The sequence below is a fragment of the Denitratimonas tolerans genome (assembly GCF_037203605.1).
Lineage (GTDB): Bacteria > Pseudomonadota > Gammaproteobacteria > Xanthomonadales > Xanthomonadaceae > Denitratimonas > Denitratimonas tolerans.
The window spans coordinates 220,166-244,301 of the sequence record NZ_JBBDHC010000002.1 but is presented as its reverse complement, the minus strand read 5'-3'; the positions used below and the strand labels follow the sequence as shown (position 1 = coordinate 244,301).

Here is a 24,136-nt window from a genome sequence, read left to right as displayed (position 1 = left end):
CGGGCATTCTAGCCTGCGCGTCGTGCGCTGTCGGAAGCGGCTGCTTCGAGCGTGCCCAGCACCGCAGCCTCGTCCACGTCCGGGACGATCACGGCGTGGCCGAGTCCGTGCCACAGGATCAGGCGCAGGCGGCCGGAGAGGTTCTTCTTGTCCAGCCGCATCAGGTTCAGCAGGCGCGCCGGATCGCTGCCCGCCGGCAGCGCCGTGGGCAGGCGCAGGCGCGCGAGCAGGGATGCCAGACGCGCGCCGTCCTGCGCCGGTGCCAAACCCAGCCGCGCCGACAGCCGGGCCGCCAGCACCATGCCGATGGCGACCGCCTCGCCGTGCAGGAGGCCACCGTAGGCGTCGGCGGTTTCCAGCGCGTGGCCGAAGCTGTGTCCGAGGTTGAGCAGGGCGCGCTCGCCCCGTTCGGTTTCGTCGCGCGCCACGATCGCGGCCTTGTGCCGGCAGCTGCGCTCGATCGCCTCGCCCAGCGCCGCGGTATCGCGCGCGAGCAGCGCCTCGGCGTGTTCTTCCAGCCAGGCGAAGAACCCGGCATCACCGAGCGCGCCGTATTTGACCACTTCGGCCAGGCCTGCGCACAGTTCGCGCTCGGGCAGGGTCGCCAGGGTGTCGGTATCGGCGATCACCGCGGCCGGCTGGTGGAAGGCACCGACCAGATTCTTGCCTTCGGGCAGGTCCACTGCGGTTTTTCCGCCCACGGACGAATCCACCATCGCCAGCAAGGTGGTGGGAAGCTGCACGAAGGCGATGCCGCGCATCCAGCAGGCCGCCACGAAGCCGGAAAGGTCACCGATCACCCCGCCGCCCAGCGCGATCACGGTGGCGTCGCGGCTGGCCTTGAGCGCCGCCAGGTCGGACAGCGCCTCGGTGAAGCGGGCAAGGGTCTTTTCCCGTTCGCCGGCCGGGAGCACGCGGACCGCGACGACCCTGCCGGTCAGGCGCGCCTGCACGCGCGCGAGGTAGAGTGGGGCGACGTTGGCGTCGCTGAGCACCAGGACGTGCCGGCCGCGGATCAACGCGGGCCAGTCGTCATCGGCGAGAAGACCGGCGCCGATGCGGATGGGATAGCGGCGCGAGCCGAGTTCGACGTCGATCCGTCGCACGCGATCGGAGTTCACGGGATGGTGTCCGGAGCGGGGCGGATGGGAGCCTGCCAGTGTTCGCACAGCAGGCCGGCGAGGCGTTCGGCGGCCTGGCGAACGCTGCCGCGGCCGGTTTCAAAGCGCAGATCGGCCACGTCGGCATACAGCGGTGCGCGCTCCTCGCCCAGGCGCTGCAGCACCTCGCGCCGGTCCGGGCGCTGCAGCAGCGGACGGGCGCGGTCATTGGCGAGGCGCCGCAGCTGGCTCTCGGGGTCCACGTCCAGATGCACCACGAAGCCGTGCTCGGACAGCAGGCGACGGTTGTCGGCGCGCAGCACCGCGCCGCCGCCGGTCGCGATCACCGAGGGGCCGGAGCGGCACAGGCGTGCCAGCACTTCGTGCTCGCGCTCGCGAAAGCCGGCCTCGCCCGCCAGTTCGAAAATCAGCGGGATCGCGGCCCCGGTGGCGCATTCGATCTCGCGATCGGCGTCGACAAAGGGCAGGCCGAACCGGGCCGCCAGCCGCCGGCCGATCGAGGACTTGCCCGCGCCCATCGGGCCGACCAGGATCAGGTTTGAAGCAGATTTCATGCCGTGGATGCTAGCATTGCGGGCCATATTCCCTGGGCGGCTGCGCCGTACTGATTCGGATGATTCGATTTTTCACCATCTTTGTCGTGCTCCTGATCACGCTGTTCTCGCTGCGGATCACCACCATCGGCCACGATTACGTCACCGAACCGTTCACCGGCCTGCTGGCTTCGGTCAGCGCGTTCCTGATCAAGCTCTGGGACAAGGACGTGATTTCCTATGGCGTCATCATCCAGAATCAGGTCAACGGTTTTGCGGTGGGGATCGCGCCGGGCTGCGACGGCATCGAGGCGGTCATCATCCTGATCGCGGCGATCGTGGCGTTTCCCTCGCCCTGGAAGCACAAGCTGGTCGGCATCCTGATCGGATTCGTCGCGATCCAGTCGCTCAACCTGGTCCGCATCATCAGCCTCTTTTATCTCGGCCAGTGGAACCAGACCTGGTTCGACTGGTTCCACCTCTACCTGTGGCAGGCACTGATCGTGCTCGATGCGCTGGCGGTCTGGCTGATCTGGCTGCGCTACCTGCCGCGTCGCAAGCGCCCCGGGCGCACGCCGCCGCCGGACGCGGGCCTGCCGGCGGCCGCATGACCTCTTGCCGGCCGCCATTTCCTGCGGAGCGCCCATGACCGACAGCAAACTCGTAGGATTGCTTGAAGACGACGAGGACCAGAGCCGGCTGCTGGAAGCCTGGCTGGTACAGGCGGGCTATACGGTGCGCTGCTACCCCAGCGCGACCGAATTCCGCCGCCGCCAGGGCGCGGCCTCGATCGATCTTCTGATCCTCGACTGGAACCTGCCCGAGGAGAGCGGTCTGTCCGTGCTGCGCGCGCTGCGTGACGCCGGATCGATCCTGCCGGTGCTGTTCCTCACCGCACGCAATGACGAGGCCGACATCGTGGCCGGCCTGCGCGAGGGCGCGGACGACTACGTGGTCAAGCCCGCCAAGCAGGGCGAGCTGCTCGCCCGCGTGGAGGTGCTGCTGCGCCGCACCCACCTGCAGATGGAAGCCGGTGCGGACGAAGACGCCGAACCCTACCGGATCGACGTGGCGCGCCGTCGCGTGGAAGTGGCAGGCGAGGAGATCGCGCTCACCGATCGCGAGTTCGACCTCGTGCTGTTCCTGTTCCGGCGTCGCGGCCGCGTGGTCAGCCGCGAGACGCTGCTGGAAAACATCTGGAACATCCGCGGCGACGTGGCCACGCGCACCGTCGATACCCACGTCAGCCGCCTGCGCAAGAAGCTCCGGCTGTCCGGCGAGCACGGCTGGAGGCTCAACGCCGTGTACCAGCACGGCTATCGCCTGGAGCGCACCTGACGGTGGCTGCGGTACTGCCCGACGAGGTGCTCGATACCTTCGGCCGGCTGCTCGAAGGCGCGCGTGCCGCCGGCGATCCCGAGCCGACCGCAATGACCTTGGCGACCAAGGATCCGGACGGACGGCTGTCGGCGCGCACCGTCCTGCTCAAGGCCTTCGATGCGCGCGGCTTCGTTTTCTACACCAACACCCTCAGCCGCAAGGGTCGTGCGCTGGCGGCGCATCCGCACGCCGCGCTGCTGTTCCACTGGAAGACCCTGCGCGACGGGGTGCAGGTGCGCATCGAAGGGGCGGTGGAGCCGGTGGAGGCCGCCGAAGCCGATGCCTACTTTGCCAGCCGCCCGCGCGAAAGCCAGATCGGGGCCTGGGCCTCGCTCCAGTCCGAGCCGCTGGCCGACCGGGAAACCTTCCAGGCGCGCTACGCCGAGGTCGAGGCTCGCCATGCGGGGCAGGCTGTGCCGCGGCCGCCGCACTGGTCCGGCTACCGCGTGGTGCCGGAGGCCGTCGAGTTCTGGTACGGCGCGCGGTTCAGGCTGCACGATCGCCACGCCTATCGCCGCGTCGATGGCATCTGGACGCGCGGGCTGCTGTATCCCTGAGCCGGCCTATTTGCGCGAGAACAGCCGCGACAACGGGTTGCGCTCATCCTTCTTCGCGTAGCCCTGCAGGCTTTGCCTCGGGACGTAGTCGAGCCGCCCGATGGCGTGGTAGGCGTTGACCACGTCGAACACTTCCTCCATCTGCGCGCCGCTTACGCGCGCGAGCACGTGCAGGTGCATCGGGGTCGCCATCAGCGCGACGATGCGGCCGTGGGCGCGCAGATCCGGCGCGCTGTCCAGGGCATGGCTGACGCTGTAGCTGCCGCCCGGGTCCAGGCTGGCATCGAGGCGACCGCGCGAGGTGGTCAGCGCCACCAGCCAGCGCAGTTCGTCGAAGGACCCGGCACGCTGGTTTTCACGCGCCTGCTGCAGTTCCGAGCCGACGCTGCGCGCGCTCTGGACGCGATCGCTGCCGGCCTCGACGTAGGGCTGCAGCTCGTGGAGGCCGGCACGGCTGTAGTAACGGCGCAGCTTGGGATCCAGGATCAGGTCCGCGAGGCCCTCGCCGCTGAGGCGGGTGGGGCTGAGGATCGCGCCCTCGGCCAGAAGCGCGGGCAGTACGGGGCGACCCTGGTCCAGACCGGCGGTGCTCGCCTGCGCCGGCGGGAGATGGGAGTGGTCACCCAGCGAGATGGGCTCCACCTGCATCGGGGTAACGCCCAGCAGACTGGCATCATGGGTCCCTGTCTCGTTGTGCCGCATCGCGCTGCGCGCGGTGGCCGAATGCCGATGTGGTTCGATGCGGGTGTCGCTGGTGATCAGCGGTGCCGAAGGCAGGGGTTCCTCCAGCGGGTCGCCGTGCACCAGAAGCTCGAAGGCGTCCACCGTGGAGGCGGGCGTGGCATCGTCCGCCACCTCGCCGTGGGCGTGCTCGGGTCGGTCCCAGGTGGCCGCGCTGCGGCCATCGGGAATCAGATCGCCCAGTTCGGCGTTGTAGAAGTCCGAGTCGGCTCCGGTGACGACCGGGATGTTGTCACGCAGTTTGCCGGCGGCGTTGAGGACGGCAACGAGCTGGCCGAGCTTGATCGGGCGTCGCAGCACCATCCCGTGCATCACCACGGCGTCGGCGTCACACAGGATCGCGAACGCGATGCCTGCGGCCTGATAGCGTGCCTGCAGGGTGCGCGAGGCGACGTCGTCGGAAGGCTCCAAAATGACCAGATCGGCCTCTTCGCCGTCCTGCAGCGCCCAGGCGTGCTCCAGGCGCATGCCGGCCATGCGCAGCAGCAGTCGGACGTGTGCCGCGCTTTCTTCGGAGGCGCCAACGATGGACAGGGTGCGAGGCGCTCGCATCGTCGATTCCCGGATTCCGCCCTTGAGGGCTGCAAGCATAAGCCAGATTGGCGGATTTTTGCCCCATCGGTCGGAATCCCGCGCGATTCCCCGCAGGCGCGGCACGGATGGCGCGGGCCGCGGATGGGCGCGTGCTGCTACGATTCCGCGCCATCGTCACAGCATTGCAAGGGGAGTCGGATTCATGGCCAAAGTGCGCAAGAAGGTGCCGGGCAAGGGCGCGGGCGCGGGAGTCCCAGGCGCGCAGAGGTCGCGGCTGGCACCGGACCGCTGGCTCCTGGGTCTGGCGGGCGCGGGCGTGCTGCTGACCGCCTACCTGCTGTTCGTGCACCTGTCGGGCGGCGGCGCGCTGTTCTGCAGCGAGGGTGCGGCCTGCGACATCGTGCAGGAAAGCCGCTGGTCGAACCTGTTCGGCCTGCCGATCACGCTCTGGGGCCTGGGCCTGTATGTGCTGATCGCGATCGTCGCGGTGACCGGACGCACCGCCGCGGTGCGCTGGCGTCGCGCCGCGACGCTGTCCCTGCTGGGCGTCGCGGTCAGCCTCTATCTCACCGTTGTCGGCTGGGTTGCGCTGGAAGCGTTCTGCGGCTGGTGCCTGGCCTCGTTCGCGCTGGTGACCGCGATCTTCGCGTACTGCATCGCGCGCCGGCCGCCGCAGACGCCCGCCGCGGGCTGGCCGCGCTGGCTCGGAACCCATGCCATCGTGCTGTTGCCGATGCTCGCGCTGATCGGCGCGGCGCAGGCGGGCTGGCTGTCGCCGCCGGTCGATCCGCGACTGGAGGCGCTGGCGGTGCATCTGAAGGACAGCGGCGCGAAATATTACGGGGCCTTCTGGTGCCCCAACTGCCAGAAGCAGCGCCGTCTGTTCGGTCGCGCCGCCGACGCGCTGCCCTATGTCGAGTGCAGTCCCAACGGTCGCACCGGCGCGATTGCCTTCGAGTGCGCCAGCCAGGGCATCGACAGCTATCCGACCTGGGTGATCCGCGGGCAGCGCCACCAGGGCATGCTCACCCCGGAAGAGCTCGCGCGCCTGTCGCGCCACAACAAGTGGAATGCGCCGGTCGGGCAGGGCGACAGGAAGGGCGCGCCGTGATCGGGATCGAACAGGTCGCGCGGGTGCCGCCAGCGCGCGGGTTCGGGGCCCTGCGGCATGGCTGACAGCGAGCGCCGGCTGGTACGCGGCCCGACCCAGGTGTGGCGTGCGCTGCAGTGGTCGCTGCAGGGCCTGGCGGCGTGCTGGCGGCTCGAGTCCTCGTTCCGGCTGGAGTGCCTGCTGGCCCTGGTGCTGGCACCGCTGGGACTGTGGCTGGGGCAGACGCCGGTGGAGCGCGTGCTGCTGGTCGCAAGCCTCCTTGCCGTGATTGCGATGGAAGTGATGAATTCGGCGCTGGAGTCGGTGGCCGATCGCTTCGGTACCGAGCGCAACGAACTGATCGGGCGCGCCAAGGACATGGGTTCGGCGGCGGTGTTCGTGCTGATGATGAACGTGCTGCTGGTCTGGGGGCTCCTGCTCCTGCCGCGGCTTTGGGCCTGACGAGGCATCCCGCACCACTTTTCCAGGAAATTCCGATGTCCGATTCGACCCTGCCTGCACTGCTGCTCAAGCGCGGCGAAGACCGCCGCCTGCGCGCCGGCCACCTGTGGGTGTTCAGCAACGAGATCGACGTGGCGAAAACCCCGCTGACCGGATTTGCCGCAGGCGATGCGGTGCGGATCCTCGATGCCGGCGACAGGCCGCTGGGCACCGGCTACGTCAATCCCTCCACCCTGATCGCCGCGCGCCTGGTCGATCGCGGCGGGCACGCGCTGGATGCATCGCTCCTCGTGCATCGCCTCAACGTGGCGCTGTCGCTGCGCGAGCGGCGCTACCCGGGCGCGCCGTTCTACCGGCTGGCGTTCGGTGAGTCCGATGGCCTGCCGGGCCTGGTGCTGGATCGCTTCGGCGATGTCATCGTCGGGCAGACCACCACGGCGGGCATGGAGCGGCTCAAGCCGCAGGTCGAGGATGCGGTGCGCAAGGTGCTCGATCCGTCCGCGATGATCTGGAAGAACGATGCCGGCGCGCGTGCGCTGGAGGCCCTGCCGAGCGAAGTGGGCGTCGCATTCGGCACGGTCGATGGCCCGCTGCGGGTGGAGGAAGGCGGGCTCGTCTTCGAGCTGGACGCGCTGGGCGGGCAGAAGACCGGCTGGTTCTACGACCAGCGCGCCAATCGTGACCAGCTTGCGCCCTGGGTGGGTGGTGGCGCGAAGGTGCTGGATCTCTTCAGCTATGTCGGTGCCTGGGGCCTGCGCGCGGCGGCCTTCGGTGCCGGGGAAGTGACCTGCGTGGACGGCTCTCAGCCGGCGGTGGATGCGGTGCGGCGGCACGCTGCGCTCAACGGATTTTCCGACCGCGTGGATGCCGTCTGCGCCGATGCCTTCGAGTTCCTGAAGGACGCGCGCGCCGAGCGCCGCCGCTGGGACCTGGTGATCGTCGATCCGCCGGCATTCATCAAGAAACGCAAGGACTTGCGCGAGGGCACGCTCGCCTACCGCCGCATCAACGAGATGGCGATGCAGGTGCTGGAGCGCGACGGCCTGCTGGTGAGCTGTTCGTGCAGCCACCACATGAGCCGCGACGCGCTGCTGCGCGAGATCAACGCCGGAGCGCGGCATCTGGATCGGCAGGTGCAGGTGCTGCAGGTGCTGCAGCAGGGGCCGGACCATCCGGTGCAGGCCGCGATTCCCGAAACCGAGTACCTCAAGGGCTACATCTGCCGCGTACTGCCGAGCTGATTGGACATGAGCATCCTCAACGACATCGATCCGGTGGCCATCCAGCTGGGGCCGGTAGCCGTGCACTGGTATGGACTCATGTACCTGCTCGGCTTCGGGCTGGCCTGGTGGCTCGGGCTGCGGCGGGTGCGCGCCGGACGGCTGCCGGTCAGCGAACAGGCGTATGCGGACCTGATCTTCTACGCCATGCTGGGCGTGCTGCTGGGTGGGCGCATCGGCTATCTCCTGTTCTACGGCACCGCGCAGATCGCGGCCGATCCGATGTATGCCTTCCGCGTCTGGGAAGGCGGCATGAGCTTCCACGGCGGCCTGCTCGGCGTGCTGGCGGCGGTGTGGTGGTGGTCGCGCAAGCAGAAGCTGCATTTTTTCGACAGCGTGGATTTCATCGCGCCACTGGTGCCGCCGGGGCTGGGCTTCGGGCGGCTTGGCAACTTCATCGGCGGTGAGCTTTGGGGGCACCTGACGAGCCAGCCCTGGGGCGTGGTGTTCCGCAGCGCGCTGCCGCCCGGCCTGGCCGCCGCGCCCGCCGACACACTGCGCGCCATGCACGAATCCGGCGCGCTGGATCGCTATGCGCGCCATCCCTCGCAGCTTTATCAGGCGTTCCTGGAGGGGCTGGTGCTGTTCGTGGTGCTGTGGTGGTTCTCCAGCCGGCCGCGACCGCGCTACGCGGTGTCGGGCATGTTCGCGCTGCTCTACGGTGTGTTCCGCTTCGCGGTGGAATTCGTGCGCGAGCCCGATGCGCACCTGGGCTACCTGGCCTTCGGCTGGCTGACCATGGGGCAGGTGCTTTCCCTGCCGCTGGTCCTGCTCGGGCTGTGGCTGCTGTGGCGCGCGCGCCGCGCGCCGACGCTTGCCCCCGGAGCCACCTGAGATGCGCCAGTACCTTGATCTTCTCGCCGATGTGCTCGAGCACGGCGCGCCCAAGGCCGACCGCACCGGCACCGGCACGCGCAGCGTGTTCGGGCGGCAGCTGCGCTTCGACCTCGGCGAAGGCTTCCCGCTCGTCACCACCAAGAAACTGCACCTGCGCTCGATCGTGCACGAGCTGCTGTGGTTCCTGCGCGGCGACACCAATATCGGCTACCTGCGCGACAACGGGGTGTCGATCTGGGACGAGTGGGCCGACGCCGAAGGCAACCTCGGCCCGGTGTACGGCCACCAGTGGCGCCACTGGCAGGGACCGGACGGGCAGGCGTTCGACCAGATGCGCTGGCTGGTCGATGAAATCTCCCGCAATCCGGATTCGCGGCGGCTGGTGGTGAGCGCCTGGAACGTGGCGGATCTGCCGAAAATGGCACTGCAGCCCTGCCACGCGCTGTTCCAGTTCCATGTGGCGCAGGGAAAGCTGTCCTGCCAGCTCTACCAGCGCAGCGCCGACATTTTCCTGGGCGTGCCCTTCAACATCGCCAGCTACGCCCTGCTCACCCACCTGGTGGCGCAGGCCAGCGGCCTGGGCGTCGGCGACTTCGTGCACACCCTGGGCGATGCCCACCTGTATTCCAACCACCTCGAACAGGCCCGCGAGCAGCTCGCCCGCAGCCCGCGCCCGCTGCCGCGCCTGCGGCTCAACCCCGAGGTGCGCGACCTGTTCGCCTTCGGCTACGGCGACATCGCCTTCGAAGGCTACGATCCCTGGCCCGCGATCCGCGCGCCGGTGGCGGTATGAACGGAGGCCGGGATTCGGGATTCGGGATTCGGGATTCGTCGGGGCTTCGGGAGGCCGCAGGCGCGCGGGACCAATCCCCAATCCCCAATCCCCAATCCCCGCGCTTGACCCTCATCGCCGCGCTCGACCGCAATCGCGCGATCGGCAAGGGCAACGCGCTTCCCTGGCACCTGCCCGATGACCTCAGGCGCTTCAAGGCGCTGACCCTGGGCAAGACCCTGCTCATGGGGCGCAAGACGGCCCGATCGCTGGGGCGTGCGCTGCCGGGGCGGCGCAACCTGGTGCTCACGCGCTACGGCATGGTGCCGTTCGAGGGCATGGAGGCGGTCGCAACGCTGGACGAAGCGCTCGCGCGTGCGGGCGGCGGCGAGCTGTGCGTGATCGGCGGCGGCGAGGCGTATGCCCTGACGCTGCCGCAGGCCGACGCCCTGCGCCTGACCTGGGTCGATGCCGCCATCCCGGATGCGGATACCTTTTTCCCGGTGATCGACCCGGCTCTGTGGCAGGAAATCGGGCGCGAGCACCGCCCGGCCGACGCGCGCCACGCCTGGGCGATGGATTTCGTCGACTACCGCCGGATCGGCTGAGCCGGGGCGGCCCTGGCCTGATCTGCCGTCGGCTTGACCTGCGTCAAGCCGGGACGTGAGCCGCAGCTGACCGTCCGGCTCCGGTTTGATGATGATCAAGCGGGCGGGGGAGGCCCGAACCTATCGTCACCGGCAGTATCCGTGAGCGAGGTTTCCCATGAAAATGCTGAAGATTCTCGGCATCGGCCTGTCCCTGGCGTCGCTGGTCGCCGCGAACGGCGTCCAGGCGGCCGAGGGCAAGCCGATTTTCGACGTGCGCTACCGCTACGAGCACGTCGAGCAGGACAACGCGCTGGCGCACGCCGTGATGAACTCGGTGCGCACCCGGCTGGGCTATGCCACCGGCGTCCACGGCGGTTTTTCCGCACTGGTGGAAGTGGATCACGTCGGCCACCTGGGCGGCGACTACAACGACACCCGCAACGGCCACACCGGCCGCTCGCTGATCCCCGATCCGAGCGGTGCCGCAGTCAACCAGGCCTGGGTGCGCCACTCGGGCGACTACGGCAGCCTGACGGTGGGCCGCCAGCGCATCAACCTGGGCAACCAGCGCTTCGTTGGCGGTGTGGGTTGGCGGCAGAACGAACAGACCTACGATGGCGCGATGCTGCAGCTCAATCCGGGCAGGGATCTCGCCCTGTCCTACGCCTACATCGGCCGGGTGAACACGATTTGGGGACCGGATACCGGCGCGTTTGCAACCGCCGTCAACCCGGCCCGCGTCGATGGCGACAGCCACCTGTTCGACCTGCGCTGGGCGTTCACGCCGAGCTTCAGCCTGGGTGCCTACCACTACCGCCTGGGGCTGGACGACCTCGCGATTGCGCCCACGGCCGCGCGCGGGACGCTTTCCAGCGCCACCACCGGGCTGCGCGCCCAGGGCAGGAGCGGCGCGCTGGATTATGTTCTGGAATACGCCACGCAGAAGGATGCCGAGGGCAATCCGCTGGCGCTGGATTCGCGCTACCACCTGATCGAAGTGGGCTATGCCTTCGAGCAGGTGAAGCTGCGCGCCGGGCAGGAGGTGCTGGGTGCCGGCAGCGGCGCGGGCAACCGCGCCTTCCAGACCCCGCTGGCGACCAAGCACGCCTTCCAGGGCTGGGCCGACATGTTCCTCACCACGCCCGCCGATGGCGTGGATGACCGCTATGTTGGCGTCACCGTGCCGCTGGGCGGCGGCAATCTGCAGGGCTGGTACCACGATTTCACCCCCGAGCGCGGCGGCGGCGACTACGGCAGCGAGTTCGACCTGAGCTACGCGCGCCCGATTCCCGGTATCAAGGGTCTGTCGGGCCTGGTTAAATACGCCAGCTACAGCTCCGACGACCGCGCCCGCACCGTGGATGCCGACAAGTTCTGGGTGCAGCTCCAGTACGCGTTCTGAGCCGATGAAAACGGCCTGGCATATGTCCTGCCCGGGTATTTCACGCGGGATGGCATCAGCGGTCACTTGGGCTTGATTCACCCCTCCGAAGAGTCGCCGTATGACTGGCAGCATGCAGTCAACCACACCTCTGCCGATGGCACGCTTGCAGGGGGTGCGTATCGCTCCCCCTCGATGATCGGCAGCTTGCCGAATGGCGGTTCAGCCTGGCGCGCATTGATCTGGACGCGGGATACCGGCCACGTGCTGGCACCGGAACTGCTGCAGGAGCTGGGGCAGGCTCTGGATTGGCCTCCGATGTGGGTTACAGCGATCTCTCCGAGCGGGGAATACCTCGTGGTGACCACGGGAGAAATATTTCAGCCTGGCATGGGCACGCCTTCCACGGCACGTTCCGCCTTGCTTCGGTTGATAAATAAATAGATAGAAGCATCCCGCCTCCCGGCACCAGGGAAGGCCTGAACGAGCCGCTGCCAGACAGAAAAACCGCGACTGCGCGACGCCCGGTTCCGCGCAGTGCGCCGCCGGGCGCGCCGCCGCGGCGTCAGCGGCGCGCGGTACCGCGCGTCACCGGTGGCGCATCACATCCCGCCACCTGCACGAAGCGTGGGGTTTCCTCGTCCAGCGCCAGCGCGGTGAGTTTCCCGCCCCAGACGCAGCCGGTGTCGATGCCGTGGATGCCAAGGCCCATGTAGAGGCCCAGCGTGGACCAGTGGCCGAACACGATCTTCAGCTCGCGCGTGACCTGCCCCGGCACCATGAACCACGGGTAGGTCCCGGGCTTCTGCGTGCCAGGAGCCCCCTTGTCGGCGAACGAGATGGTGCCGCGCGGGGTGCAGTAGCGCATCCGGGTGAACACGTTGATGATCGCGCGCAGCCGGTCCATGCCCTGCAGTCGCGGATGGAAGGTGTCGGGCCGATTGCCGTACATGCCCGACAGCAGGGCGCGCGGGTTGGGGCCGTGCAGGCGCTGGTGCACTTCGGCGGCGTGGCGTTCGGCCTGCGCCAGGGTCCAGCGCGGTGCCAGCGCCGCGTGCACCATGGCCCAGCCCAGGGCGTGGTCGACATGGATCAGGGGCCGCATCCGCAGCCACTCCAGCAGCTCGTCGCGGTCGGGAGCGAACAGCACGGCGCGCAGGTCGGGGTTCACCCGCGCCTGTTCCTCCTCGCGGCGCTGCGCGATCGCCAGCAGCGAGAGGTCGTGGTTGCCCAGCACCACCTGGCTGTTGGCATCGAGCGACTTCACCAGGCGCAGGGTTTCCAGCGACTGCCCGCCGCGGTTGACCAGGTCGCCGCAGAACCACAGGCGGTCGCGCGCCGGGTCGAAGCCGATGGCGTCCAGCAGGCGACAGGTGGCGTCGTGGCAACCCTGCAGGTCGCCGATTGCCCAGATCGCCATCAGTGCAGCGTGCGCGGGATCGAGAGGGTGAAGCGCGGGATCGGCGCCTCGAAGCGCGTGCCGTCGTCGGTGATCCACTGGTAGGCGCCGGTCATGGTCCCCATCGTGGTTTCGAGTACCGCGCCGGAGGTGTATTCGAAGCCCTCGCCCGGGCGCAGGCGGGGCTGTTCGCCCACCACGCCCTCGCCGCGCACTTCCTCGACCCGCCCGTTGGCGTCGGTGATGATCCAGTGGCGCGAAAGGAGTTGCGCCGGCGTGTTTCCGCGGTTGCGCAGGTGGATGGTGTAGGCGAAGACGTAGCGGTTCTGCTCGGGCGCGGACTGCTCGTCGAGGTAGCGCGTGCGCACCTGGATGTCGATGGCGGGGCGGTCTGGGATATCCATGCCGGACAGTCTAGCGGCATACCCGCCGCGGGGAAGAGGTCAGCCGCCGGCTGCGGCGGCGTGATTGGCCAGGGCGATGAAGCGCGCCACGTCGATGCGTTCGGCGCGGTCGCCCGGATCGATGCCGACCGCTTCCATCCACGCCGGTGGGCAGACTTCGTGCAGGGCGTTGCGCAGGGTCTTGCGACGCTGCCCGAAGGAGGCTTTGACGATGCGGGAAAAAACCGCCGGGTCCGCGATTCCGATTTCCGAGGGCGCGCGCGGCAGCAGCCGCACGATCGCCGAATCGACCTTCGGCGGTGGCCGGAACGCGCCCGGCGGTACGCGGAACAGTGCCTGCACCCGCGCATGCGCCTGAAGCATCACCGACAGGCGTCCGTAAACCTTGCTGCCGGGCTCGGCCGCCATCCGGTCCACGACTTCCTTCTGCAGCATGAAGTGCATGTCGACGATGGATGCGGCGTGGTCGAGCGCGTGGAACAGGATCGGCGAGGAGATGTTGTAGGGCAGGTTGCCGACCAGGCGGATCGGGCCGTTTTTCCCGAGCGTGGAGAGATCGACCTCCAGCACGTCCGCATGGATGATCCGCAGCGGTGCCACGCCCGCGCTGATGCGCTCCAGCCCGGCGATGAGATCGCGGTCGAATTCGATCACGGTGAGCGCCGGATCGGGCGGCGCATCGCCCGAGACTTCGAGGATGCGGCGCAGCAGGGGCAGCGTCAGCGCGCCCTGGCCGGGGCCGATTTCGACCAGGCGATCGCCGGGTGCGGGATCGATGGCGCGCACGATCCTGTCCACGACGCCGGCCTCGTGCAGGAAGTGCTGCCCGAGCTGCTTCTTGGTCTGGTAGCGGTCCGCGTGCATGTTCAGGCCAGCAGCCGGGGCGCGAGTCGCGCGCGCCGGGCGGCGAACCCGATGGCGCATTTGGCGGCGAGGATCATGCTGGAGGGATCCGCTTCGCCGCGGCCCGCCAGTTCCAGCGCCGTGCCGTGGTCCACCGCCACGCGCACGTAGGGCAGGCCCAGGGTGATGTTCACCGCGTTTTCGAAGCCGGCGTGCTTGAGCACCGGCAGGCCCTGGTCGTGGTACATCGCCAGCACCGCGTCGACTTCCTGCAGTTTCTGCGGGAGGAAGGCGGTATCGGCCGGCAGCGGGCCGGTCAGCTGCATGCCGCGCGCGCGCAGCGCGTCGAGCACCGGGGTGATGACCTCGATTTCCTCGCGGCCCAGATGGCCGCCTTCGCCGGCGTGCGGATTGAGGCCCAGCACGGCGATGCGCGGGGCGAGGATGCCGAAGTCGGCCATGAGCGCCGCGTGCAGGATTTCCAGCGTGCCACGCAGGCCCTCGCGGGTGAGGGCGTCAGGCACCGCGCGCAGCGGCAGGTGGGTGGTGGCGAGCGCGACGCGCAGCTGCGCGCTGGCCAGCATCATCACCACTTCGCAGCCAGCCTCGGCGGCCAGGAGTTCGGTGGTGCCGGTGTAGGCGATGCCGGCCTCATTGAGGATGCCCTTGTGCACCGGCCCGGTGACCAGCCCGGACAGGGTGCCGGCGGCGGCCAGGCGCGCGCCTTCCAGCAGGCTGTCGTGGACGTAGGCGCTGTTGCGGGCGTCGAGCTGCCCGAATCGGCCGGGAACCCGGCGCGGGCGGTGCAGAAGACGCAGCTGGCCCGGGCCGGCGACGGACGCATCGGGCGGCAGCAGCTCCAGGGGTTTTCCGATGCTTGCGGCGGCTTCGCGCAGCAGGTCGCCGTCGGCAATGGCCACAAGCGCGTTGCCCAGCGTGGTCTGCGCCAGGTGCGCGCACAGTTCCGGCCCGATGCCTGCCGGTTCGCCGGGAATCAGGCCCAGCAGCGCGGGCGTGGCACCATCCATTCGACGAGGCCGCGCCGCGGCGCGCTCAGCCGTTGCCGCCGAGGCGCTCGTCCACGTAGGACTCATCCCGCATCTGGCGCAGGAAGCGGTCGAACTCCTCGTCGGCCTTGCGCCGCACGATGGTCTCGCGCATGCGGTTGCGCTGTGCTTCCTGGGTCACGTCCTGCTGCCGGGTGCCAAGGCGCTGGATCAGGTGCCAGCCCACGTCGCTGGCGAACGGCTGGGACAGTTCGTCGTCCTGAAGATTCTCGAGCACGTCGGCCACCGCCTTGCCCCACGCGGAAACGGGAAACCAGCCCATGTCGCCGCCCTGGGCGCGCGTGATCGGGTCGTCCGAGCCCTCGCGCGCCACCTTGGCGAAATCTTCGCCGCCCGCGATGCGGGCGCGCAGCGCGTCGATCTTGGCGCGCGCCTGCTCGCGGCTGACCACGTCGTTCGCGCGCACCATCAGTCCGCGCGCGTGGTACTCGGTCACGATCTCGGTTTCGCGGTCGCGGGTTTCGATGACGCGGATGAGGCTGAAGCCGCTGGGTCCGCGCAGCGGCTCGGATACGCCGCCCTGCGCCAGCGAAGGCAGCGCGTCGGCAAAAAGCGGCGGGATCTCGTCCATGCTGCGCCAGCCCATGTCGCCGCCTTCCAGCGCGGTCTGGTGGTCCGAATAGCGCATGGCGGCGGCGGCGAAATCCATCTCGCCGCGCGTGATCAGGTCGCGCACGCCGTCGATCTTGGTCTTGGCGGTTTCGATCTGCTCGGGCGTGGCGCCATCGGGCAGCGCCACGAGGATGTAGCCCAGATGCACCTGGGGCTGATCGGCACCGCGCGAGGCCAGGGCGTTGTCGATTTCCGTCTCGCTGACGCTGACCCGGCTCTGCACGAAGTTCTGCTGCAGCCGCGCCACGATCATTTCATCGCGAATCTGCTGGCGGAAGTCCTCGAAGCCGCCGCTCGAACCCGACACCTGCTGGCGCAGCTGCTCCATCGTCAGGTTCTGCTGCTGGGCGATGCGGGCGATGGTCTGGTCCAGCTCGATGTCGGCGATCCGCAGCCCCATGCCTTCGGCACGCTGCAGCTGCAGGCGCATCATCACCAGCCGCTCCAGCACCTGCTTTTCCAGCACCGCATCCGGCGGAAGCTGGTCGGTGCGGCTGCTGAAGCGTTCCTTGATGTTGCGTACGGCCTGATCCAGCTCCGAGCGCAGGATCACGTCCTCTTCCACGACCGCCACGATGCCGTCGATCGGGGTCGTGTGCAGGGCCTGGGAAAAAGCGCCCGGCGCCAGGCCGAGGAGCAGGGTGAAAGCCAGAAGGCGGGCGGAGGATATGGTCATGTTCGGGGATTCGATGGCGGGGGCCGGGGGCGCGGCGCGGTTCCGCGCCGCACCGTTCAATGCGAATAGCCGAGAATAGCACGCTCCAGAAGCTCCTCGGACTTGCGCCCCAGCGTGGACAGACCCTTCAGTTCAAGTTCGACGTAGAGGCTGGTATTGACCTCGCCCTCGAAGTTGCGGATGTAGCGCCGCACCAGCACGCGCGTGGCCAGGCAGCAGTTTTCCCACTCCACGCCGGCGAAAGCTTCCAGCGTGGTGCTCTCCAGCAGCGAGTAGTTCCAGCGGGCGACGAAGCGCCAGCGCTCGTTGAGCGGGACCAGGGTCGATGCGTCGAATTGCTCCAGCGTCACGCGATCCTGCGTCGCCATCCCGGCATCGCGCCGGAAGCGGTAGGCGAAGTTGACGACGCCCTGGCCGCCGAAGCGGTACTGCGTGCGCAGCGTGGAAAGGTCGGAAAGCTCGCGGCTGGGGTCCCAGTGCTGGCTGACCGCCACGCTCCAGCGGTCGTCGAGCTGGAGTTCGACGTCGGCCACGAAGGCCGAGCCGGCCCGATCGATGCCGGGTACGCCGGGCATCTGCACGCGCTGCGCCTCGAAATAGCGGATCTGCCCGAGGCTGGCCGACAGCCGCTCGCGGCCGCTGTCCTCCTCGAAGAAGCGCGTGCTTACCGCAAGCGTGGCCTGGTTCGCGTCGGACTGGCGGTCGGCCCCCGAGAAGCGGTTGGGCCGGAACAGCTGGCCCCAGCTGAAGCCCAGTTCCTGCGTATCGAAGATCGGGAGTGCATCCTGCTCGCGGTAGGGAACGTTGAGGTAGTACAGGCGCGGCTCCAGCGTCTGCAGCGTGCGGGTTCCGAACAGGTCGGCGCGGCGTTCGAAGACCAGGCCGGTGTCCAGGCTGAAGATCGGCGTGGTGCGCGAGGGCGAGCGGTCGGAGAAGCCCGGGAGGTAGCTGTCGCCCAGGCGGTATTGCGTGTGCCGCATGCCCAGTTCCGGGCGGATGAAGCCCGCGGCGCGCTCGTAGCGCCAGCCCACGTAGGGATGGACATCCACGCGGGTCGCATCGAGGTCGCCGTCGCGATCGAAGGCCACGCCTTCGGCGCGCACGCCGGTCACCAGACCCGCCGCAAAGGGATGCTCCCAGGCCAGCAGCGCGCGCGGCAGGCGTCGGAAGGGTTCGGCACTCTTGGGAACATACGGGTCGGCGATGGTCCAGTCTTCGACGCTGAGACTGGCCGACCACCCCGCACCGCGACCATAGATGCCGGCGGTGCTTTCCAGCAGGCTGGTGGCCGCCATCGTGAGCGAGTCGCCGAAGTCCTCGAAATAGCGGTCGTCGGAAATGTGGCTGACGTTGGAGATGAGCTGCCAGTTGGTTCCCAGCCGTCCGCGATGCTCCCAGGTCAGGGTGCCGCGGTCTTTGCCGGTGCGGTCGTCGCTGGGCAGCCAGGCACCGTAGAAACGACCGCGCTGGGTGTCGGTGAGGTAGCGGAACTCGGTGCCAAGCATCACCCCGCGCTTGGTCATCAGGCGCGGCGTCAGGGTGACGTCGTAGTTGGGCGCGATGTTGATGTAGTACGGCACCTGGAGATCGAAGCCGCGTGAGCGCGATAAGCTCACCGAGGGGAAGAGGAATCCGGTCTTGCGGCGATCATCGATGGGCAGGGTGGCGATGGGCAGGTACAGCACGGGCACCGAGCCGATGCGCAGCGTGCCGCGCCGGATGGTGGCCATGCCCTCGCCCTGGTCGATGTCCACGCGCCTGGCGCGGATGGTCCACTGCCGGTCGTCCGGATCGCAGGTGGTGTAGGACACGCCTTCCAGTCGGCTGATGTCGCCCTGGTTGGTGGCCTGGTCGGCCTCGCCGTTGCCGCGCGCCTGCAGCAGCTGGTAGCGCAAGCCGACCAGCGTCGCACGCTCGGCTTCGAGCTCGCCTTGCGCGCTTGCGGCTTCCATCAGCATCCCGGCGTCCTGATACTGGACCCGCCCTTCGGCCCGCCAGGTTTCCTGCGCCGGGTCGTAGTGCAGCAGCGCCGCCGCCACGCGCTGGTCGGCGCGCTGGATCTCGACGTCACCTTCGAGCCGGTAGTCGTCGCCATTGCGCAGGTCGATGCTGTGCGCCCAGATCTGGGTCTGGGCGTGTGCGCGATCGGCCTCCGGGGAGGTGATCGGGCGATAGAACTCATAGAGCGCATTGGGTTTGCACAGCACCCATTGGGCCGGGTCGTACTCCAGGCGCGAGCGCGCCTGCGCCACACTCGTGCAGACGGCGATGGTGAGAATGCTGAGCGAAAGGGCGAGACGGGCGTGCGGCACGAGGCGGGTCCAGCAGAAACGGCCGCCAGCTTGCCGCAAACCGGGCGGTTCGGGCAATGCAACCGCGGCTGCATTCGGGCCACCGCTTGTCGCACGCAAGCTCAAACGGTACAATTTTCGTCCCCTTTCGATTCCGCACCCGGTTGTTCCGGCTGCGTGCCACAGGATCGAGCATGCTGCGTGTCACCCGACTCACCGATTATGCCACCTTGCTCATGACCGTCCTGGCGCGCGCGCCGGGGACGGTGCACAGCGGTGCGGCGCTGGCCGAGTGCGCGCGTCTGGAGCTGACCACGGTCAGCAAGGTGTTGAAATCGTTGGCGCAGGCGGGCCTGATCGAGGGCCTGCGCGGTGCCTACGGCGGCTATCGCATGGTGCGTGCGCCACACGAGATCAGCCTGCTGGAGATCGTCGAGGCGATCGAGGGTCCGCTGGGCATGACCGAGTGCAGCGTCGCCGACTTGCACTGCGACCGCGCGGCGTTCTGTACGGTCGCTCCGCACTGGCACCGCGTGAACGATGTCATCACCGATGCGCTGCGCGCCATGACGCTGGACTGCATGATCGCGCCCCTTCCCCCTTCTGCGGCCGACGCGCGACGGGTTCCCGTGCGCCACGTCACCTGACCCCAAGGCAGCCCGATGGCCACCGAACGCAAGGAAATCGAACAGGCGCTGGCGCGTCGCTACGAGGCCGGTTTCATCACCGACATCGAGACCGACTCGCTGCCGCCGGGCCTGGACGAGGACATCATCCGTGCCCTCTCGGCCAAGAAGCACGAGCCGGAGTGGATGCTGGAGTGGCGCCTCGCCGCCTACCGGCATTTCCTCACCATGCGCCAGCCCGACTGGGCCAAGCTGGAGATCGCCCCGATCGACCTGCAGGCGCTGTCCTACTACAGCGCGCCGAAAGGGCCGAAGTACAAATCCCTGGACGACGTGCCCAAGGAGCTGCTGGATACCTACGACAAGCTCGGCGTGCCGCTGCACGAGCGCGCCAAGCTCGCCGGCGTGGCGGTGGATGCGGTGTTCGATTCGGTCTCCGTCGCGACCACCTTCAAGAAGGAACTGGCCGACGTCGGCATCATCTTCACCTCGATGAGCGACGCCATCCAGAACCATCCGGAATTGGTGAAAAAATACCTGGGTACCGTGGTGCCGACCGGCGACAACTACTTCGCCGCGCTCAATTCGGCGGTGTTTTCCGACGGCAGCTTCGTGTTCATCCCCAGAGGCGTGCGCTGTCCGATGGAGCTGTCCACGTACTTCCGCATCAACGCCGGCCACACCGGCCAGTTCGAGCGCACCCTGATCATCGCGGAAGAAGGCAGCAACGTCTCCTATCTGGAAGGCTGCACTGCGCCGATGCGCGACGAAAACCAGCTGCACGCCGCCGTGGTGGAGCTAGTGGCGCTGGATGACGCCCACATCAAGTACTCCACGGTGCAGAACTGGTATCCGGGCGACGAGAACGGCGTGGGCGGCATCTACAACTTCGTCACCAAGCGTGCCGAGTGCCGCGGACCGCGCAGCAAGGTGGTCTGGACCCAGGTCGAAACCGGCTCGGCGATCACCTGGAAGTACCCCTCCTGCGTGCTGACCGGCGACGACTCGACGGGCGAGTTCCACTCGGTCGCGCTCACCCACCACCGCCAACAGGCCGACACCGGCACCAAGATGATCCATATCGGCAGGAACACGAAAAGCAAGATCGTCAGCAAGGGCATCAGCGCCGGGCGCGGGCAGAATACCTACCGCGGGCTGGTGAAGGTGGCCAAATCCGCCAGCGGCGCGCGCAACCACACCCAGTGCGATTCGCTCCTGATCGGCAAGAAGTGCGGTGCCCACACCTTCCCCTACATCGAGGTGAAGAACCCCGGGGCCATCGTCGAACACGAGGCCACCACCTCCAAGATTTCCGACGACCAGCTTTTCTATTGCCTCTCGCGCGGCATCGGCGAGGAAGACGCGGTCTCGATGATCGTCGACGGCTTCTGCAAGCAGGTCTTCCGCGAGCTGCCGATGGAGTTCGCGGTGGAAGCCAAGAAGCTGCTCGATCTTTCCCTGGAAGGGGCGGTCGGGTGAGTGCGCGCCACCCAATCCCCAATCCCCAATCCCCAATCCCCAATCCCCAATCCCCAATCCCCAATCCCCAATCCCAACATGCTCAAGATCACTGACCTGCACGCCAGCGTTGCCGGCAAGGAAATCCTCAAGGGCCTTTCGCTGGAGGTGAAACCCGGCGAGGTTCACGCCCTGATGGGCCCGAACGGTGCCGGCAAATCCACCCTGGGCAACGTGCTGGCCGGACGCGCCGGGTATGAGGTGACCGCCGGCAGCGTCGAGTTCGAGGGCGCGCCGCTGCTCGATCTTGCGCCCGAGGAGCGCGCCGCGGCCGGCCTGTTCCTGGCCTTCCAGTACCCGGTGGAAATCCCCGGCGTGAACAACACCTACTTCCTGCGCGCCGCGCTCAACGCCCAGCGCAAGGCGCGCGGCGAGGCCGAACTCGACTCGATGCAGTTCCTCAAGCGCGTGCGCGAAAAGCTCGCCGTGTTGCACCTGAAGGACGAACTCCTGCATCGCGCCGTCAACGAAGGGTTCTCGGGTGGCGAGAAGAAGCGCAACGAGATCTTTCAGCTTGCGGTGCTGGAGCCGAAGCTGGCGATCCTCGATGAAACCGATTCGGGCCTGGACATCGACGCGCTCAAGGCCGTGGCCGACGGCGTCAACGCGCTGCGCTCGCCGGAGCGCGCCTTCCTCGTCATCACCCACTACCAGCGACTGCTCGACTACATCCGGCCCGACGTCGTCCACGTGCTGGCCGAGGGCCGCATCGTGGAAAGCGGCGGCCCCGAGCTCGCGCTGGAGCTGGAGGCGCACGGCTACAGCTGGATCCGCGACCGCCTCGGACCGGAGGCGGCGTGAGTCTTGCGACGGGATTCGGGATTCGGGAGTCGGGATTGGCAAAGGCCGGTCTCCCGCGAGCTCCGAATCCCATCGAATCTCCAATCCCGAATCCCGAATCCCTGACCACCCCATGACCCCTCTCCTTGAATCCCTTGCCGCAGGCTTCGATGCGCTCGCGCTGCGTGATGCCGGCGGGCTGGCGGCGGCGCGGCGTGCGGCGCTGGCGCAGGCGCTCGAGTCGGGCCTTCCCACGCTGCGCCAGGAGCGCTGGAAGTACACCTCGCTGCGCGCGCTGGAGCGGCGTCGCTTTGCGGTGGACGGTGCGCCGGTGGCGCTTGATGCCGGCGCGCTGGCGCTGCCCGCCGCGCCGCGCCTGACCTTTGTCAACGGCCGCTTCGCGGCGGCGCTCAGCGATTTCTCCGGCCTGCCGGACGGGGTTTCGCTGCGGCCCCTGTCGCAGGCCCTGCGCGAGGACTCGCCGCAGGCGCTCGCCTTCCTTGCGCGCCGCTTCGATGCACGCGACGAGGTCTTCGCCCAGCTCAACGGCGCGCTGGCCGAGGAAGGTGTGGTGCTGCGGGTGGCGGCCGGCGTTGCGGTGGAAGCACCTTTGCATCTGGTGTTCATCGGTGCGCCAGCGCCCGAGGATGCGGCCTGGGCGCTGCGTCACCTGATCGAATTGGGCGAGGGCGCGCGGCTATGCGTGGTCGAGCACCAGCGTGCGCCGGGCGCACACGCGCATCTTTGCAACGCGCTGACCCAGGTCCGGATCGAGCCGCATGCCGAGCTTGGTCATCTGCGCATCCAGGCCGAGGCGGCGAGCGCGACGCATTTCCTGCGCACCGAGGCCGTGCTTGCGGAAAAATCCACCTATCGGCGGCTTGATCTGGAGCTGGGTGCAGCGCTGTCGCGGCATGAGCTCAACGTCGGGCTGCATGGTGAAGGCGCGCGTCTGCACGCCAACGGCGTGCTGCTGGGCGATGGCCGCCGCCATCTGGACACGCGCCTGGGCATCAGGCACGTCGCGCGCGACACCTCCTGCCTGCTGGAATGGCGCGGCCTCGGAGCGCAGCGCTCGCGCGCCGTGTTCCACGGCGGCATCCTGATCCAGGCCGGTGCCGACGGCACCGACGCGCGGCTTTCCAACAAGAACCTGCTGCTATCCGACGAGGCCGAGATCGACACCCAGCCGGTGCTGGAAATCCACGCCGATGAGGTGCAGGCCGCGCACGGTGCCACGGTCGGCAGCCTCGATGACACCGCGCTGTTCTACCTGCGCTCGCGCGGGATTCCGCAGGCGCAGGCGCACCGCATGCTGACGGCGGCCTTCTGCCGCGAGGTGCTGAGCGTCCTCGACGCGCCCTTGCGCAGCACCGCCGAGGCGGCGCTCGACGGCTGTCTGGACACCCTCGCGTGAGCCCGCACGAACCCGACTGGGCGGCACTGCGCGCGCGCTTCCCGCTGCTTGCGCGCCAGGTCCACGGCAAGCCGCTGGTCTATTTCGATTCGGCCAACACCAGCCAGAAACCCGACGCGGTGATCGCGGCGGTGGACGATTTCTACCGCCGCCACAACGCCAACGTCAGCCGCGCCGTGCACCAGCTCGGCAACGAGGCCACCGAGGCCTACGAAGGCGCGCGCACGAAGCTGGCGCGCTTCATCAATGCGCGTCGCGACGAAATCGTGCTGACCAGCGGCACCACCTTCGCGATCAATCTGGTCGCGTATTCCTGGGCACAGCCGCGGCTCAAGCCGGGTGACGTGATTCTCCTCACCCGCATGGAGCACCACGCCAACATCGTGCCCTGGCAGCTGGTGGCCGCGCGCTGCGGCGCGCGTATCGAGGTGGTCGAGCTGCTGCCCGACGGGACGCTGGACCCTGAGATGCTGCACGAGAAGCTCACCGGCGCGGTGAAGCTTTTCGCCCTCACCCACACCTCCAACGTGCTGGGCACGGTCAATCCGGTGCGCGATATCTGCCGCGAAGCGCGCCGCCGCGGCATCGTCACCCTGGTCGATGGCTCCCAGGCGGTGCCGCATCGGGCGGTCGACGTGGCCGCGATCGGCTGCGATTTCTACGCCTTCACCGGGCACAAGCTCTGCGGCCCGACCGGAACCGGCGCGCTGTGGGCGCGACGCGAGCACCTGGAGGCGATGCCGCCGTTCCTGGGCGGTGGCGAGATGATCAAGGAGGTGCGTTTCGAGGGCACCGTCTACAACGATCCGCCGCATCGCTTCGAGGCCGGCACGCCCAACATCGCCGGCTTCGCGGGTCTGGGCGCGGCGGTCGATTTTCTCGAAGGCGTCGGGATGCAGGCCATCCACGCGCGCGAGGCGCAGCTGCTTGCGCACCTGACCGGGGAGCTGGACCACATCGATGGCCTGCGCCTCTTCGGCCGCGCGCCCGACAAGGCCGCGGTGGTGTCGTTCGCCATCGACGGCGTCCATTCGCACGACCTGGCCACGCTGCTGGACCTCGAGGGCGTGGCGGTGCGCTCGGGCCAGCACTGCGCGCATCCGCTGCTGCAGTGGCTGGGCGTGGGAACGACCTGTCGCGCCTCGCTCGCCTTCTACAACACCCACGAGGAAATCGACGCCTTCATCGCCGCACTGCGCAAAGTGCGCGCGCTGCTGGCCTGAGC

Annotated in this window: 24 protein-coding genes; 15 read left to right on the top strand and 9 right to left on the bottom strand. The window is 68.6% G+C overall.

Annotated features, from left to right (window positions below; translation table 11 throughout):
• Nucleotides 1-8 precede the first annotated feature (8 nt).
• Nucleotides 9-1,121 (bottom strand): 3-dehydroquinate synthase, encoded by a 1,113-nt coding sequence (gene aroB / locus WB794_RS02380; protein WP_337334241.1) that lies wholly within the window; start codon nt 1,119-1,121, stop codon nt 9-11.
• On the bottom strand, nt 1,118-1,675 hold the full coding sequence (locus WB794_RS02375) for a shikimate kinase (RefSeq protein ID WP_337334240.1): 558 nt from the start codon (nt 1,673-1,675) through the stop codon (nt 1,118-1,120). Before WB794_RS02375 ends, aroB begins: the two co-directional genes overlap by 4 nt.
• A 59-nt stretch (nt 1,676-1,734) precedes the next feature.
• On the opposite strand from WB794_RS02375, the gene xrtH reads away from it, so the two are divergent.
• The 3 genes from xrtH to pdxH are packed head-to-tail and all read left to right on the top strand — an operon-like array spanning nt 1,735 to nt 3,591.
• Nucleotides 1,735-2,265: an exosortase H gene (gene xrtH, locus WB794_RS02370; protein ID WP_337334239.1), complete on the top strand. Its 531-nt coding sequence runs from the start codon at nt 1,735-1,737 to the stop codon at nt 2,263-2,265.
• Nucleotides 2,266-2,299: 34 nt separating this feature from the next.
• Nucleotides 2,300-2,992: a response regulator transcription factor gene (locus WB794_RS02365; protein ID WP_337334238.1), complete on the top strand. Its 693-nt coding sequence runs from the start codon at nt 2,300-2,302 to the stop codon at nt 2,990-2,992.
• Between the two features lie 2 nt (nt 2,993-2,994).
• On the top strand, nt 2,995-3,591 hold the full coding sequence (gene pdxH, locus WB794_RS02360) for a pyridoxamine 5'-phosphate oxidase (protein ID WP_337334237.1): 597 nt from the start codon (nt 2,995-2,997) through the stop codon (nt 3,589-3,591).
• 6 nt (nt 3,592-3,597) lie between these two features.
• Here the strand turns inward: pdxH and WB794_RS02355 are convergent, their stop codons facing one another.
• Complete coding sequence (locus WB794_RS02355; RefSeq protein ID WP_337334236.1) at nt 3,598-4,884, bottom strand: hypothetical protein; 1,287 nt, start codon at nt 4,882-4,884, stop codon at nt 3,598-3,600.
• Nucleotides 4,885-5,068: 184 nt separating this feature from the next.
• Here WB794_RS02355 and WB794_RS02350 point away from each other — a divergent pair, with 184 nt between their 5' ends.
• The 7 genes from WB794_RS02350 to WB794_RS02320 all read left to right on the top strand — a co-directional run bounded on the left by WB794_RS02350 (nt 5,069) and on the right by WB794_RS02320 (nt 11,299).
• Complete coding sequence (locus tag WB794_RS02350) at nt 5,069-5,977, top strand: vitamin K epoxide reductase family protein (RefSeq protein ID WP_337334235.1); 909 nt, start codon at nt 5,069-5,071, stop codon at nt 5,975-5,977.
• Between the two features lie 57 nt (nt 5,978-6,034).
• On the top strand, nt 6,035-6,418 hold the full coding sequence (locus WB794_RS02345; RefSeq protein WP_337334234.1) for a diacylglycerol kinase: 384 nt from the start codon (nt 6,035-6,037) through the stop codon (nt 6,416-6,418).
• 35 nt (nt 6,419-6,453) lie between these two features.
• A complete protein-coding gene (locus WB794_RS02340) occupies nt 6,454-7,659 on the top strand; it encodes a class I SAM-dependent rRNA methyltransferase (RefSeq protein WP_337334233.1) in 1,206 nt (401 codons plus the stop codon).
• 6 nt (nt 7,660-7,665) lie between these two features.
• Nucleotides 7,666-8,532 (top strand): prolipoprotein diacylglyceryl transferase, encoded by an 867-nt coding sequence (gene lgt, locus WB794_RS02335; protein WP_337334232.1) that lies wholly within the window; start codon nt 7,666-7,668, stop codon nt 8,530-8,532.
• Nucleotide 8,533: 1 nt separating this feature from the next.
• Nucleotides 8,534-9,328, top strand: coding sequence for a thymidylate synthase (locus WB794_RS02330; protein ID WP_337334231.1), 795 nt, complete (start codon nt 8,534-8,536; stop codon nt 9,326-9,328).
• 104 nt (nt 9,329-9,432) lie between these two features.
• Nucleotides 9,433-9,915, top strand: coding sequence for a dihydrofolate reductase (locus WB794_RS02325; protein ID WP_337334230.1), 483 nt, complete (start codon nt 9,433-9,435; stop codon nt 9,913-9,915).
• A gap of 157 nt (nt 9,916-10,072) precedes the next feature.
• Nucleotides 10,073-11,299, top strand: coding sequence for an alginate export family protein (locus tag WB794_RS02320; RefSeq protein ID WP_337334229.1), 1,227 nt, complete (start codon nt 10,073-10,075; stop codon nt 11,297-11,299).
• A 544-nt stretch (nt 11,300-11,843) separates the two neighbouring features.
• Here the strand turns inward: WB794_RS02320 and WB794_RS02315 are convergent.
• From WB794_RS02315 to lptD, 6 genes are read right to left on the bottom strand one after another with little or no spacing between them, the layout of a single operon-like run.
• Nucleotides 11,844-12,698, bottom strand: a complete 855-nt coding sequence (locus tag WB794_RS02315; protein WP_337334228.1) for a symmetrical bis(5'-nucleosyl)-tetraphosphatase — start codon at nt 12,696-12,698, stop codon at nt 11,844-11,846.
• Entirely contained in the window at nt 12,698-13,081 is a 384-nt protein-coding gene (gene apaG, locus WB794_RS02310; protein WP_337334227.1) for a Co2+/Mg2+ efflux protein ApaG, read from the bottom strand. The genes WB794_RS02315 and apaG overlap by 1 nt, the downstream gene beginning before the upstream one ends.
• 39 nt (nt 13,082-13,120) lie before the next feature.
• Complete coding sequence (rsmA, locus tag WB794_RS02305; protein ID WP_337334226.1) at nt 13,121-13,945, bottom strand: 16S rRNA (adenine(1518)-N(6)/adenine(1519)-N(6))-dimethyltransferase RsmA; 825 nt, start codon at nt 13,943-13,945, stop codon at nt 13,121-13,123.
• Between the two features lie 2 nt (nt 13,946-13,947).
• Nucleotides 13,948-14,952: a 4-hydroxythreonine-4-phosphate dehydrogenase PdxA gene (pdxA, locus tag WB794_RS02300; protein ID WP_337334225.1), complete on the bottom strand. Its 1,005-nt coding sequence runs from the start codon at nt 14,950-14,952 to the stop codon at nt 13,948-13,950.
• Between the two features lie 25 nt (nt 14,953-14,977).
• The gene (locus WB794_RS02295) at nt 14,978-16,279 is read right to left on the bottom strand and encodes a peptidylprolyl isomerase (RefSeq protein WP_337334224.1); all 1,302 of its coding nucleotides are present in this window, start codon (nt 16,277-16,279) and stop codon (nt 14,978-14,980) included.
• A 56-nt stretch (nt 16,280-16,335) separates the two neighbouring features.
• The gene (gene lptD, locus WB794_RS02290; RefSeq protein ID WP_337334223.1) at nt 16,336-18,591 is read right to left on the bottom strand and encodes an LPS assembly protein LptD; all 2,256 of its coding nucleotides are present in this window, start codon (nt 18,589-18,591) and stop codon (nt 16,336-16,338) included.
• Between the two features lie 173 nt (nt 18,592-18,764).
• Here lptD and WB794_RS02285 point away from each other — a divergent pair, with 173 nt between their 5' ends.
• The 5 genes from WB794_RS02285 (at nt 18,765) to WB794_RS02265 (ending at nt 24,134) form a co-directional block, all read left to right on the top strand.
• Entirely contained in the window at nt 18,765-19,217 is a 453-nt protein-coding gene (locus WB794_RS02285; RefSeq protein ID WP_337334222.1) for an SUF system Fe-S cluster assembly regulator, read from the top strand.
• 15 nt (nt 19,218-19,232) lie between these two features.
• Complete coding sequence (gene sufB / locus WB794_RS02280) at nt 19,233-20,675, top strand: Fe-S cluster assembly protein SufB (protein ID WP_337334221.1); 1,443 nt, start codon at nt 19,233-19,235, stop codon at nt 20,673-20,675.
• Between the two features lie 78 nt (nt 20,676-20,753).
• Nucleotides 20,754-21,515 (top strand): Fe-S cluster assembly ATPase SufC, encoded by a 762-nt coding sequence (sufC, locus tag WB794_RS02275; protein WP_337334220.1) that lies wholly within the window; start codon nt 20,754-20,756, stop codon nt 21,513-21,515.
• A 112-nt stretch (nt 21,516-21,627) separates the two neighbouring features.
• Nucleotides 21,628-22,911 carry a Fe-S cluster assembly protein SufD gene (sufD, locus tag WB794_RS02270; protein WP_337334219.1) on the top strand — a complete coding sequence of 428 codons (1,284 nt, stop codon included), beginning with the start codon at nt 21,628-21,630 and terminating at the stop codon, nt 22,909-22,911.
• Entirely contained in the window at nt 22,890-24,134 is a 1,245-nt protein-coding gene (locus WB794_RS02265) for a cysteine desulfurase (RefSeq protein WP_337334281.1), read from the top strand. The genes sufD and WB794_RS02265 overlap by 22 nt, the downstream gene beginning before the upstream one ends.
• The last annotated feature ends 2 nt before the right edge of the window (nt 24,135-24,136 follow it).